Source organism: Rubidibacter lacunae KORDI 51-2, assembly GCF_000473895.1.
GTDB classification, from domain to species: domain Bacteria; phylum Cyanobacteriota; class Cyanobacteriia; order Cyanobacteriales; family Rubidibacteraceae; genus Rubidibacter; species Rubidibacter lacunae.
Genome location: NZ_ASSJ01000051.1, coordinates 37,340 through 51,829, shown reverse-complemented (window position 1 = coordinate 51,829; position 14,490 = coordinate 37,340). Strand labels below are relative to the sequence as shown.

The 14,490-nt window shown below is 52.1% G+C and carries 8 protein-coding genes; 2 read left to right on the top strand and 6 right to left on the bottom strand.

The features are described 5' to 3' along the window. Positions 1–606: 606 nt before the first annotated feature. The 4 genes from KR51_RS09765 to rpmB form a co-directional block, all read right to left on the bottom strand. On the bottom strand, positions 607–1,701 hold the full coding sequence (locus KR51_RS09765; protein WP_022607261.1) for a hypothetical protein: 1,095 nt from the start codon (positions 1,699–1,701) through the stop codon (positions 607–609). Between the two features lie 33 nt (positions 1,702–1,734). Then, the gene (locus KR51_RS09760; RefSeq protein WP_040655823.1) at positions 1,735–2,349 is read right to left on the bottom strand and encodes a hypothetical protein; all 615 of its coding nucleotides are present in this window, start codon (positions 2,347–2,349) and stop codon (positions 1,735–1,737) included. 371 nt (positions 2,350–2,720) lie between these two features. Next, positions 2,721–7,676, bottom strand: a complete 4,956-nt coding sequence (hpsA, locus tag KR51_RS09755) for a hormogonium polysaccharide biosynthesis protein HpsA (protein ID WP_022607257.1) — start codon at positions 7,674–7,676, stop codon at positions 2,721–2,723. A gap of 382 nt (positions 7,677–8,058) precedes the next feature. Then, on the bottom strand, positions 8,059–8,295 hold the full coding sequence (gene rpmB / locus KR51_RS09750; protein ID WP_022607253.1) for a 50S ribosomal protein L28: 237 nt from the start codon (positions 8,293–8,295) through the stop codon (positions 8,059–8,061). Between the two features lie 156 nt (positions 8,296–8,451). Between rpmB and KR51_RS09745 the strand changes: the two genes are divergently transcribed. Together KR51_RS09745 and KR51_RS09740 are read left to right on the top strand one after the other, a co-directional pair. Beyond that, positions 8,452–10,281 (top strand): ABC transporter ATP-binding protein, encoded by a 1,830-nt coding sequence (locus tag KR51_RS09745; RefSeq protein WP_022607251.1) that lies wholly within the window; start codon positions 8,452–8,454, stop codon positions 10,279–10,281. 253 nt (positions 10,282–10,534) lie between these two features. Continuing rightward, on the top strand, positions 10,535–11,734 hold the full coding sequence (locus tag KR51_RS09740; RefSeq protein WP_022607247.1) for a methanobactin export MATE transporter MbnM: 1,200 nt from the start codon (positions 10,535–10,537) through the stop codon (positions 11,732–11,734). A 121-nt stretch (positions 11,735–11,855) separates the two neighbouring features. Here KR51_RS09740 and KR51_RS17530 read toward each other — a convergent pair whose 3' ends face one another. Both KR51_RS17530 and KR51_RS09730 read right to left on the bottom strand, forming a co-directional pair. Next, positions 11,856–12,611 (bottom strand): DUF4339 domain-containing protein, encoded by a 756-nt coding sequence (locus KR51_RS17530; protein ID WP_022607245.1) that lies wholly within the window; start codon positions 12,609–12,611, stop codon positions 11,856–11,858. 375 nt (positions 12,612–12,986) lie between these two features. Then, positions 12,987–14,384, bottom strand: coding sequence for an NAD-dependent malic enzyme (locus KR51_RS09730; RefSeq protein ID WP_022607243.1), 1,398 nt, complete (start codon positions 14,382–14,384; stop codon positions 12,987–12,989). Positions 14,385–14,490 lie beyond the last annotated feature (106 nt).

Sequence of the window (14,490 nt, the reverse complement as noted above, 5' to 3'; positions counted from 1 at the left end):
GCTCGGCGACTCACTTCAATATGCCGACAATGACGGCATAGTAAACCTTTCAAGCGTTCTGTCCGTCAGACAGGAATCACCCTCCCCTCTGGCACTAGTATTGAGTTTTTAGTAGTGGCATCCACGCATCGCCGACCTCTACCTCTAAGCTATAATGCGGATTCTTCCCCACTCTGTGGGGGAGTTCACTTTTTATTAGAGCATTTTTAGCGCACTTCCATGCTAATGCGGCTGCTGCGAACGATCCGACTGCCTCCAGGCAGCGTGCAATACTTCCCAAAGTAATTCTCGCTGTGATAGCGCAGTCACATGCGAATCGAAAAGAAGAATCCGGATTCTTTGCACTTTCGATAGGGAATTATAAAGTCGCATGGCCCGATCTAGCTTAGGCGTGCAGGCTGGATTAATACGAAAATCCCAAGAGCAGCGTGCTAAGTAAATGCGACGACAATGACATACGATGAAGTGGATTCTTTTGAGAAGTCCGTCACAGGCAACATTGCAGGCGGCGAACAAAGCGGTTGCCGGAGATGCACAATAGTGACTGCATTGAAGGGCACCATATATTAAGCGAAATTCTAGTAGGCTGTCGCTGATGTATTTCGGTTAATTATTCAACTTCTGAATAACGCCGCGGGTTATGACCTGTGTTTGCAATGTTGGTAATGGCAAAGAAGAACCGTTAGGTGCTTTGCCAGGATTGCCACGCAAGTAGACAAATACATCCTGGTTTCCGCCACTGTAGTTAAAAGCTTGTTCATCCCCGCCTAGAAGTTGATTGACGACGATCTGATTCGGTTCCAGGCGATTACGGATGCAGGCATAGAAACTAGTGTGGGCGATGCTACCTCCTGCTCTCGGAGATCGTGAGTATCCCGCCGGGCAGTTTGGCACCAATACGTTAGGGTCGGTATTGTTTGGATCGTCGACGCGATCTACAAGAGCCCATCGTTTAGTTTTGGTATAGTCGATACTGTCACCCTGGAGATCGATCCCCTCATTGTCAAATGGCCAGAATTTAAACGAGCTTCCATCTTTGCGAGGGTCTACATAGCCTTTCGCTAGGTCGAACGCTCCGCTGCTATCAAGAGCATCGTATTTACGCAGGATGGTACGACGAATTATAGCGGGGCCCTCCCAGGTAGGCTCCACGCTAGTATCGATCGTGTAAAACACCAGAGAGAAAGCCCGACGCTCGGTGCCAAGCCCTTTGCACTCAACTTCTAAAGAACCTGTAGGACATTTACCGGTATCGCTCGGTAATAAATTGGCTACATCATCATCCCCGTTGTAGGGTAGATCTTCAATTATCCACAACGCTAAGACGACTGTTTCGCCAGAATTGTTGGGAATTGCGAGCTGTGCTCCAAAACTGTCAACAGTTACATCCCCATCGTCTTGCGGGATAATCCGATCATCTTCGATGTCGTCTCCGGTATACACGAAGACTGCTTCTCGAAGATCCCTTGCAATGTAGTCAAGAGCTGCATCAATCTCCTGCTGAGTCTCGGTTTGAACTTCCTCGCTAGTGTTCGTTCGGAATACATCTATCACCATGGACAGGAGCGTTCCAACGATGAGAAGCGACATCAGCGTTGCAACAATCAACTCAAGTAGAGTGAATCCGCGTTGGTGACTGCGCGATCGCTGCTGCAACCGCACGAGTTGCTCGAGAAGGTAGTTGACTGATGAAGATTTCATGTTATTGAATTCCCCGTACGGTGCACTCGAGGTTCACTTACAATATTTGTTGCAGTAACGTTTATATTCTTCCAAGGATAATTCGCGATCGCTTCGGCTGATTTCGGAGAATAGCACAGCAAGAGGCTGCGTTGCTTGTTTGCCAATGCCGGCTGTCAGTCCCAAGGGAGCCTGATCGGTCTCAAGGGTAACGCCCGCATCAACAGTCTTTTTAGCCTCTAGAGTATAAACTCTTACGCCCATTTGAAACACAGCCAGTTGACCTTGTTCGATACCGGCAGTGAAGTCAACTCCTTCGTCGCGGAAGCGCTGTACAAAAAAGTCAGTCCGGCCGTCGCCATCGATATCTTGCTCAAAAGCATATGTTGGATTTGTAGCACTCGCTCGGTTGTTAACAAATTGAGTTGGTGCGGCGGCTGACTCTGCCGGGTTTCCAGCTCCCAATTCTGGGGGGCTAAGGGTGTCATCGCCGCGGGCCATCGCTGCCTGGACGCGATCGATCTCTTGCTGCGCCAGGAGCTGAGCTTGCTGCCCGCGACGATTCTGGAAGCGAGTTCCCACTGAAATCAAAATTGGTGGAGCCATAAAGGCCAATATGATGCCAGTCATTACGATTGTTGCCACGACCTCCACCAAGCTCAAACCCATGTTGTTGGGTCGACTATGCCGAGCGTGCTGACACAAACATTGCCTTATATTTACATTGAATTTAGCCATTTTAAGACTCCAGCTTGATGCATGAAGGATGCTCGGTTCGGGTTGGGAAGTGTTGGCTCCGGTATCGAATGTCACAAACTTAAGGAGGTTCGAATCCGAGAGAACTAATCCAGGCAAGGGTATTAGGAGCTTGAGCAGCGGTCCTCCTGACTCGGTTATACATATCGGAGAGGTTGTGGGCCGATCCTAACCCTTGGTTAACTGTTTAGCTGAGATTAAAGGAGCTAAGATTTCATGTCCTCAACACCGCTTGCATCAGAGGGTTAGGCCTAAGTCAGTGCCATTTGCTTGTACTATCCCCTTTAATTCGGAACTCCTTTTAAAAGTCTGTCAATGTAGGGATCGTCCGCGCGAATTTCCCGATAGGTTTCGGTGCGCGGGCTCCCGACAGTAACGAAGCGTTCGCTAACTGGCCCCGGTGGAAGGTATTGCAAGCCTATATCATATCCCCAGCGACGGATGGGTGGTGTGTAGTAGCCATTAAACTCATCAAATTCAAGATTTCCTGGATTACCTCCAACCCAGTCCGACTCCAGAAGTTCTTGATCGAACGGTCCTGTCCCCGAGGTGCTGTAGTTAAGCTGAATAAACGCTCCGTTGATTCGCAAAATAGCTCTATTAGTGTCCCAGTCCTGAAGCATGCGCGGGAAATTGACAAATCCACCATCAGTTTGGCCGGACCGAGAAGGAGTGATTCCGGATACCAAAATTGCGTTGACTGTCATATCGGTGCCACTCGCAGGTCTCTGAATTTTAACTCGAGCTACATCTCCTAAACCGCCTGTGCCGTTTAAGTAGTCATTCACATCGCCGTAGTATTCGCTCCAGCCATCCAGGGGGTTGTTCGCTGACCCTGCATCGCCAGGATCTTGATAAGTACTCGTCGAACTCTCAATGTAGTAGAAGCGACCGTCACGATCTACGAAAATTGGAGAGCTGTAGGTTGCTTTTCTCCGGAAGTCGAAATTGGACTGAAACCCACCTTGATCGACGTCAAAGGGATTCTCGCGGTACCACCGTTCGAGTGAACCCGTGAAGGAGCCCGTTGTTTGGGGATCGCCTTCCCAACGACCGCTGGCATAAGACGAAGACTCACTATTGGTGCATATTTCGTATGGGCTGCTACTCAAACCAAGAACAGAGCGGAGTCCACCTTCAACTGCTCCATCACAAAACGTCTCGGTCAGAATGGTAATGCTATCAGCCAGAAGCTCGGCAACCCGCCAGCGATCGCCTTCCGGGTCGGCAAATTTGTCGTCAAGGTCATTTGCCGTCCGAAGGTAAAAGTTTGAGTAATTGTCTTTGAGCAAACCATTCCCTTTAAACTCCTCTAGCCGGTTGGACCCATCCGTGTGGAGATTGAAATCTCCCTGAATGTATAGAGAATTGTCGGTGATAAAAGACAAGCTACTCGCAACATCTGCGCCTCCGCGACGCAGATCGGCACCCCGGCGCAACCGGAACCCATGTGCCCGTCGCTCGGGATCCATAAAGAAATCAACCGGCTTTGGACTGATACCATAAGACGCGCTCGCCGTTCCCGAATCCAGTACTGGAGGATCTGTAGGTTGGTTTCCGGTAACGAGCATGCGACACTGTGCATTCGCACCTTGCACACTTCGTGAAAGCGGGTCAAAACCCGTGAGCTTTACTTCTGTATTGCAATCAGACCATGCAGCGCGGCGCGGTCTTGAAATGGCATCTTCGCGCACGGCATCCTCGCGGAATGCATAGACCACACCGCTGGTGGGTAGCCAGAAATCTCCACCGCCGACAGTATTGTTACGCAACAATTCGAGGTCGTAGTCGAGAGTCCTTACTTCCATCATTTGGCGACCATCAAAAAATGCCTTGTCCTGGAAGGCGATAGATACGGGGCTGTCGGGCGCCCCTCCGTCATAGCCCGTAAAGATGACGTTCGGACCAGTGGAGTTGCCAGGATCCAGGGGGGTGGACCAGCTAGCTGCAGTTGCATTGGCGCGAGGGTTCAGGGCGACATCAGAAGGATTGACTCTGTTAAAGCGAATACCTACATTCACACGACAGATATAGTCTGCCGGATTCCTGCCATTACAACTTCCCGCAGGAATGTTTGTCTCACCATCAGGGGTGCTGCGATTTAAGTAGGGTTCGTCGTCATCATCAGCTACTTTGGCACCAACGGGAGACCCTGTGTACTCGAAATTGCTGGTGGTGGTATCCGAAAAAACCGGGAACAGGAAATGCAGCGCTGGAAACTTAGGAATATCAGAGCAAACTGCCATTCGTAATAAATCAGCCTTATTTGCATCGATATCGCCGACACCCGTTCCGAAACCCGTGCCTGAGGGACCACCTTCTGAGCAAAATCCGTCGGACGGCAGGCCATTTTCAAATCCATGTTCGCGGTCGCGACGCACTTGCTCGCGCGTGTGCAAGAAGCGCAGAAAACGGCGGGCAAGTCGAAGATCATCTACGGTCCCTTTGAAAGAACTTGGCTCGATAAAGTTGATAGCTGTGTTGTAAGCCTCGTAAGGGGTTGTGTAAGGTCGATCCTCTGTATTGACTGAGACATATTGAACCTCCCCAGCGGGGCTGCCGTTATCAATGAACATGCGGATATCATTGTCGTCAGTATCATCGCCAGGAAGTGGAGCTGAAGAGTCCTCCTCTCTTAGATCGATTTTACGAAGGGTTGTTGTTCCATCAATTAAGATTTCCTGGGGATTAGTTGGGTCCTTTGGTCCAAAATCCCCCTCAAGTACGACCTCGCCATTACCTTCACCAATACCGTCGGTCAGAAGCGCAAGGGCACCAAAAAGGCGCTCGTCTTCCAACGGATTTACTGGGTTATTAACAATGAGGGCGGCAGCGGAAGTGGCGCTTTCTTGGTAGTCAAAATTATCAAGCTCTACTAGATTGCGAGCCAAGATGCCCAGCGTACAAGATGCTGTTTGAAGAGTGGTTTTATCGGCCAAACTGAGATCGATGTAAGGGGTGCCACTATCTAGAAGACTCAAAGCCCGGCGTAACCCGGAAAAATCTCCCCACATAGACAGATAGGGGTAAGGGTGGGTGACGGGATAAAGTGATGCTCCCGCACTGACCTCCTGCAAGGGCGGGAAGGCTCCGTCGGGATCGCCTGCAAAGTAAGCTAGGTTGCGCAGCGCCTTCCCTAGTTCGCTAGTTGCATTAGCAACGTCACTAGCAAAGGTACCTTTGGCAGGGGGGGCGTATTCCCAACCGTTAGTTCCCTTACCAAAAAAGAAGTTGCTGCGTGAAGATATATTAGTGCCGGTGCTATCTCTGTAGGTAAGCTGGTTGAAGTCAATGCTGTTTGTGAAGGTTTTGAAGGTGCCGGGATGAACGGTTGTTGACATGCATGCAACCGGAAACTCGGCATCTTCGAGATAGTGGTAGATTGCCGTGGATTGAACCGCCGCTAGGTTATCGCGTAAGGTTCGGCGCTGAATTTGCTCGTTTCGATTATCAGAGGCAGCGACCGTAGAAGCTCCGGTAACCCCAGGATCTGGAAAGATATCTGTTGGGGGGTACAAAGGTTCGTCATTACTGCGCCAACCAAATGGATTCCCCAACTCTAAACGCTGGCCAACAATCGTACGCAATCCTTGAGCGGAGGCGCGACGTTCCCAATAACCATCCAGTCCGGCGCTTTCGGGCAGGATCGGATTTGCGTCTCGAGTCAATTCGTCAAAAGTCTCGGTGCTACCAGCATTGGCAACGGTGATCGTCTGGCCGTAGTCTGCTACGGAAGTCGAAATATCTCTGTTATAGACGGGTTCTGGTCCCCATCTGTCGTCAGCACGGTATGTGTCGTCAACATAGGGGCGGGGAATATTCGTATTTAGAATGCGAGGATTTTCAAGATCGTTATAGAGTTTGTTACCCATAAACTGGGTATTATCGCGATTGCCGTCATTCTCTGGATCGCCCGGATTTCTCGACTGCGATACGTCTTGCGTAAATAAAACAATTGGGTCGAGCGTGTAATTGAAGGGTGTTTCATTATTATCGGCAAGGACCAAGTCCGTAGCACCGATAAAAGGCTGCTGAAGAGTATCTCCAGATGGCCCAGTATCATCCTTAGGATGTATGTCAATGAAAGTATCAACTTGATTAAAGTCATTGAATCGCAATCTTCCCGAAATCGCTTGCCCTTGAAAAATAGTATCCCCATTTGGGTCCAGGTTCTGGGCCATGGTGATTTGAGATGCCCCGGGGTCGTAGAAACACGATTCATCAGAACTTATGAGGTAAAGTCTGGTATCATTCAAAAAATTTCCTCCGTCAGTCTGACCTATAAACACACTGCCTTCGGTGTGCATCGTCCCATTCCACCTGAAGTCGCTGCCTGGAGTCACCTCTAGATCGGCACGAAACCATGCACCATAAGCGTTGCCACGGTCTAGCTGACGATCTTGTTGGAATTCCAAGGTTGCAAGTACGGGCGTAACGCTGTTCGGACGATTGGCAACGGCATCAACTTGGAAATTTTTGCGCAGCCTCGCGCCGGAAACCTCAAACCACCCTCCGTCGAGACCGCGACCCCCTGAAGCACAGCGACCCGTGGCATCGCCCACTGCGATTGGCCCCGAGCGGACGACATTATATTCAGCTTTATCTAAGTTACTACTGGAAAGATCGACGTCGTTAACTCCGTCATCGTTGGTGTCGACGCCATAAAGCATATTGATCGAGTAACGAACGCCTTCGCCTGAGTCGATAGTTTTATTGTTGTCGATATCTTCTTGAATAAGCCAAGCGTTCTCAATAGTGGCTGGATTTCCATCCAGATTAAGTCGCTTTTCGCCCGGCAACGTGTAGGGATCTGTTGGGAGTGCCGCTGCCTCTATGCCATCATTTGCTACGAGGCTCTTGAGCAATTCTTCAGCTGGTATAGCTGCAGGTATTCGTGGGTCGCGCTCGAAAAGAAACTCTAATTTCGCCTTGGCACGCTCGATGGCGGGGCTGGCGGCGTTGGAAACTTTTGCCAGCTGTCGCTGGACAATAACTTCGTTCGCGCGCTCTGAGGAACGGGTTACCATTGCTCCTATCAACAGAGAAATAACCAACAAAACCATTGTGGCTGTCGGTAGCGCGAATCCCGCCCGCGCCCTCCGTCCGCGGTTCGAGTGGAGCGGGCGATTGAGCAATCGCAGCAGGGCGCGGGCGAGCAGACCTGCGAACGATCGCACACCTGAGCCAAGCAGGTGTGCGATCCGGCGGACAAAACGAGCGGCAGAACTCTTGGGTAGCATGTCGCACTCTCGCAGCGCTTGGAAAGAGGATGTTCAATGGAATCTTGGCGGTATCGAAGAAGTTGAAACGATTTCGATGCGCAGAGCACACAAATCAGTTTGAGACCCCTTCGAAACCTCCGCTTATTGCAAAAAGTGATTGCAAAATAAGAGGTGCAGACCACAAAAACGATTAAACAAGTAATGAAAGATTGAGGCTGTGACCATAGTTGCCTATCAATAGGTGATTTTCGTCACTTGGCGCGAATTTATCCCTCATTTTATGCTCAAAATAATCCTGAGTCCCGAAGATCGCGACGAACCCATTTCCGCAGTGTAGAACCGAAACCAGAAGGTTCCGGTTCCCCATACAGCCCTAGCTTTGTCGAATATCCGAACTCTTTTAAGCTTTATTGAGATCGATGCCCATCTCGGCAGCCATCGCCTGCAGCCCCTTCTTCTGAAGGGTTTTGAGCGCGCGGGCGGATACGCGCAAACGCACCCAGCGCTTGCCCTCGGGCCACCAAATACGCTTGGTCTGTAGGTTGGGCTGCTGTAGCTTTTTTGTACGGCGGTGAGAGTGAGAAACGGCAAAGGCATTGTTGGCCTTCTTACCCGTTAACGCGCAGCGACGCGACATCTGCTTGATCTCCTAAGTTGCATGTATGTCTAAGTAGTCCGCTCTTCATCATAGCAACGAGCACAGTCCGCCCTCACGTGATGCTTGAAGGATGGCTGGGATAAGGTAAGACGAGCGATTTAAGACCGGATATCTGTGGCAGCTGAAAGGGCAACCATGAAAAGACCGTTGCGCGATCGCCCGGACACAGGGCACGTCAATCCTCGCCATCCGCTGCGGCGGTTGCTGCGATACGGGCGGGCGTACCGCCAACAAGTCTGGATGGCGAGCATTTGCTCGGTGCTCAATAAGATTTTCGATCTCGCTCCGCCAGCACTGATCGGAGCAGCGGTAGATGTGGTGGTACAGCAGGATGCGTCGTTGCTGGCGCGGGTGGGCGTCCGCGGGACGTTCGCACAGCTATCGACGCTAGCCCTACTCAGTCTAATAATTTGGGGTCTTGAGTCGGCGTTTGAGTATGCCTACGAGCGGTTGTGGCGCGGTTTGGCTCAAAAGATGCAACATCAATTGCGTCTGGATGCTTACGAACACGTGCAGGAGCTGGAGCTGGCGTATTTTGAAGAGCGCAGCACGGGCGATTTGATGGCCGTGCTCAATGACGATATCAACCAGCTCGAACGCTTTCTAGATGTTGGTGCCAATGACATTTTGCAAGTGCTGACGACGGTGGTGGCGATTGGAGGGGCATTTTTCGTTTTGGCTCCGCAGGTAGCGTGGTGGGCGATGCTGCCGGTTCCCTTTGTGTTGTGGGGCTCGATTGCCTTTCAAAACCGCTTGGCACCGCGCTATGCCGAAGTGCGCGATCGCGCGAGCTTCCTGAACGCGCGGCTGGCAAACAACCTCAGTGGCATCGCAACGATCAAGAGCTTCACAGCTGAAGACTCCGAACTCGAGCGTCTTGCCCGCGATAGCGATGCATATTGCCAAAGCAACCAACGCGCGATCGCTTTGAGTTCCGCCTTCGTGCCGCTGATCCGCATCGTCATTCTGATTGGCTTCGTGGCAACCCTGTTAGTGGGTGGGCTGGCCGCGGTGGACGGGCAGATGGCTGTGGGCACCTACAGCGTGATGGTATTCCTGACGCAGCGGTTGCTGTGGCCCCTGACGAGCCTCGGCCAAACCTTGGATTTGTATCAGCGGGCGATGGCATCGACCCAACGGGTGCTCGACGTTCTCGATACACCGATCTCGATACCGTCGGGGCAGTTAGCGCTCCCGGTGCAGACGGTTTGCGGCGAAATCGACCTGCGCGACGTGACGTTTAGTTATCGAGATGCACAGCCTGTGCTGGAGCAATTCTCGCTGCACGTTCCAGCGGGCAAGACGATCGCGATTGTGGGTGCGACGGGGTCGGGAAAAACTACGCTAGTGAAGTTGCTACTGCGGCTATACGATGTGGACGCCGGTACCATTGCTCTCGACGGCACGGACATCCGCAGATTGCGCCTGCAGGATCTGCGTCGTGCGATTGGCTGGGTCAACCAGGACGTGTACATGTTTCACGGTACGGTTCTGGAAAACATTGCCTATGGCAGTCCGGAGGCAGGTTTCGATGACGTCGTTGCTGCTGCAAAGATGGCAGAAGCCCACGAGTTCGTATCCTGTTTGCCGAAAGGGTACTACACGATTGTCGGCGAGCGGGGTCAGAAGCTTTCGGGCGGGCAGCGACAGCGACTGGCGATCGCGCGGGCGATTCTCCGCGATCCGCCGGTGTTGATTCTGGACGAAGCTACGTCGGCAGTCGATAACGAGACAGAGGCAGCGATTCAGCGGTCGCTGGAGCGCATCACTCGCGATCGCACGACGATTGCCATTGCTCATCGTCTCTCCACGGTGCGGAATGCCGACTGCATCTACGTGATGGATCGCGGCAAGATTGTCGAGCGCGGCCGCCACGAAGAACTGTTGGCAATTAATGGGATTTATGCCGGTTTGTGGCGGGTACAAACGGGTTTGCAAACCATGGAGATGGACCGAAAACGCTAGGCGATCGCTGACTCGCAGGCTTTGAACCTTGGATCGCTTCAGGAGAGAGTGTGTGGGACAACCTGTTTTCCCGCTTCAAGAAGTTTGTCCGAGCAGTTATGAATAAAGATCGGTGGCTTCAAGTACTGTCTGCTTGGAGTGACTCAAGGGTCGCATTGCTAAAATGCTGCCGTGCGGTAGTGGAGGCGATCGCCTCGTTGTTCGGTCGCGGTCGTTACATTTGTAGTATTGAGGAGTGGAGGTTGAGGCGCGCATGAGACGTCGATGGTGGCACTGGTCGCTATGCTGCCTGTTATCGACATGCCTTTCCGTCGGATTTTCCCACTGGTTGGCAGCCGATGCGGCCGATGTGGGGTCACCGCCAGCCTACACGTGGCACTTGCCAGACTGGATGCCCGAACCAGTTGTGCCAGCTAACAACCCGATGACGCCGGAGAAAGTCGAACTCGGGCGTCACTTGTTTTACGAACCGCGCTTATCGGTCAATGGCGAGCAATCTTGCGCGACCTGTCACAAGCAAGAATTAGCCTTCACAGACGGACGCCCTCGCGCGATCGGAACCACAGGAGAGGTGCATTTCCGCAGTTCCATGAGCCTGGCTAACGTTGCCTACAATCCGGTGTTGACGTGGGCGAATCCGTTAGTGACCAGCCTAGAAGCCCAAGCGCTGATTCCGGTGTTTGGAGAGGACCCCATAGAGATGGGTATGGCTGGCAAAGAACAAGAGCTACTGGAAACCCTGCGGGGCGATCGCGAGTATGCCGATCTGTTTGCTCTGGCCTTTCCCAATGCCGACGACCCGGTGACGCTACAGAACGTGGCTTTCGCGATCGCGAGTTTCGAACGCACGCTGATTTCTGGGAACTCCGCCTACGATCGCTTTCGCTACGGCGGGGACAATTACGCCGTGTCCGAGGCAGTCAAGCGCGGCGAAGCCTTGTTTAACTCCGAGCGCTTGGAATGCTTTCACTGTCACGGTGGCATCAACTACACCGACTCCGTTCAACACCAGGATCTGGAATTTACTGAAGTTGCTTTCCATAACACCGGCCTTTACAACATCGATGGTATGGGAGGCTACCCACCTAACAATCGCGGCGTGTTCGAGATCAGCCACGATCCTGAAGATATGGGTCGTTTCAAAACCCCAACGCTCCGCAACATCTCTCTCACAGCTCCTTACATGCACGACGGCAGCGTTGCTTCACTCGAAGAAGCGATCGCCCACTACGCTTCCGGTGGTCGCGCGATCGTCGAGGGTAAGTACGTGGGTGACGGCAGGAGCAATCCCCTGAAGAGCAATTTCATGACCGGCTTCGAACTCACCGAGCAGGAGAAGCAAGATCTGCTAGCACTGCTGGAGAGTTTCACCGACCGCGAGTTTTTAACCAACCCAGCTTTTGGCAAACCGCGCTCGCTGGAGTCAGTTGAACCTGACAATCTGGCTGACTGACACATTTCCAGAAACTCCTGAAATCTCGCGACGAGCTTGCGTTTCATGAGTCAAATTCGTCAGTCATTCAGACTAACAACAGTTAATTTGGATGATGACGAACGAGATATTCGTTTATCTTTCAAGCCGGTTGAGTTAACCCACCTCTCATTCTGTGCTTGAGAATTGCTACAGTTGCTATTTTGAAAGACCGGATCGTGATTATCCAAATAACAAGATAGGCAATACCTGTAATGATGTTCACGTAAGGAATCAGCGAGCAGCAGTTCAAAATGCAAAGGGCAAGGACAAGCTCCTCCTCGATTCTCTGACCTCGAATCCCTCGACTTTTTATGTACTGGTTCATGTCTTTCGCTAAACCCCAAAAGGCCACAAACTTCCAGTAGAAGTTGAAGAAAGGAATAAAAAGAAAGCCAACTGCTTTACCCGGAGTCGTTCTTGCCCGTCCGCCATCCTGGATGGTTTTCCAGAACTCATGAAGCATTACCAGAGACAACACCCATGCAGTGATAACACCAAAGACACCTATAAAGAGAATACATAGTGGAATACCTGCTGCTAAGCAAATCCAATAAATTGTGAACCAAGTCTCTAACGTTTGTATTTGTTTTGGAATATTCTTGCTTGTCGAAGTGAAGGAATCTTCTAAATCTGTAGGGATAGTTGGAGGAGAACCTGCTGCAGGATTGTGAGGAGCAGCATCCTCCTCTGGTAGCAACTCTCTCAGCTCCGTTTCTCCAGCAGGCAGCCAGCTACCCATCCCGGTTTTCCAAACCAGGGTCTCGGAGGTGATAGCGCGGCTCTCAATGAGAAGTTCCATCTCTTCAGAGCTCTCTATATCCCTTACTTTGCGATCTTCATCTATAAAGTGCCACATTTGCCCTCCCCTAATTGTCTGACTGACACACCAAAAAGAATAGCATGGCTTTGTTAGTGCCTTTTGCAGTAAACGGCTGCGATCGAGCAAGGGGTTTGGGGTATGCGGCACTGGCGAGCGGAACAGTATCTTTAGATGTTACCCACACTGCTACCATTGCCCCCCGACTGTATCTGATTTAAAAACCTGAGCATACGCGATCGAAACAGACGCGAAACGATCGCCTGCTAGGGATGGAGTCGCAGCCAGACTAGAGAACACACCTTCCGAGTTGAGTTCGCAAACTTATTAGGTGATGTAGGTTGCATCGCAGTCGATGACTTGAAAATCAGCAAACACAATTGCCGAGCTAAGCGATCGCCTTTCTAATATTTTCTAAGTACGAGCAACCCCATCTTCGCGAGCGGCTTGCTGCACTGCTGCCGAGACTGCTGGCGCAACGCGCTCGTCAAATGCCGAGGGAATGATGTGCTCGCGATCGAGCTGGTGCGAGCTGACAAGCGCCGCGATCGCTTGAGCGGCGTGAAGATACATGTTTTCCGTAATCGCGGTTGCCCGACAATCGAGGGCTCCGCGCAGCACGCCCGGAAACGCCAATACGTTATTGATTTGATTTGGATAGTCGCTGCGTCCGGTGGCCATCACGCCGACGCGATCGGCAACTAATTCCGGCTGGATTTCAGGAATGGGATTGGCCATCGCCATCACGATCGAATCCCGTGCCATCGAGTCGATCGTTTCCGGCGACACCACGCCCGGTACGCTCACACCGATGAAAATATCGGCCCCTTTCATGGCATCCGCTAGCGAGCCGCTGGCGGCGATCGCAAATTCGCGTTTCTGGGTAGTCAGATTGACGCGGCTGGCTGAAATGATGCCTTGGGAGTCGCACATGGCGATGCGCTCGCGCTGCGCTCCCGCCCGCACGAGCAAACGCGCGATGGCAACACCAGCTGCTCCTGCACCGTTAATAACGATACTTACCGTATCGAGAGTTTTTTGTACGACCTTTAGCGCATTGAAGAGAGCGGCTAGCGACACAATTGCCGTACCGTGTTGGTCGTCGTGGAAAACTGGGATATCCAGTTCCGCGCGCAGTCTGCGCTCGATTTCGAAGCAGCGGGGTGCACTAATATCTTCCAGATTGACACCGCCAAAAACGGGTGAAATTGCTTTAACGATCGCGACGATCTCGTCGGCATCCTGAGTTGCCAAACAAACTGGAAACGCCTCAAGCCCGGCAAATTCTTTGAACAGCATCGCCTTACCTTCCATTACCGGCAGTGCGGCTTCCGGACCGAGATTGCCCAAGCCAAGCACGGCGCTCCCATCGGTCACAACGGCGATCGTGTTGCCTTTAATCGTTAAATTGAAGACGTCGTCCGGTCGCTCGTGAATGGCTTTGCAGATCCGCCCGACTCCGGGAGTGTATGCCATTGCCAAGTCGCCTTGCGATTGCAGCGGGATGCGACTTTGAATGTAGATTTTACCGCCGCGATGAAGGTCGAACGTGCGATCGGAAACGTTCAGGATTTCTATATCCGGAAGGTTTTTAAGAGCTGTGGTGATTTTCTCTGCATGTTCGGTGCTGTAAGCATTGACTACGACCTCGCGCAAACAGGTTTTGCGGTTTTGTTCGATTAGCCCGATCGGTCCTAGGTTGCCTCCGGCATCGGCGATCGCGCTTGTCACAGCGGCGAGCATGCCAGCGCGATTGGGATAGCGCAGATGGATGGTGAGGCTGTAACTCGGATTCGGCGTGAGGTTGACCATGCAGCTCGCTATGGATGGGGTGGCTAACGCGTACTCAAAGGGAAGAAGTCGGCAGTCGACCGGGGGTGGTGGACAGCAGTTGCAAGTTCCAGATGCAACATTATAA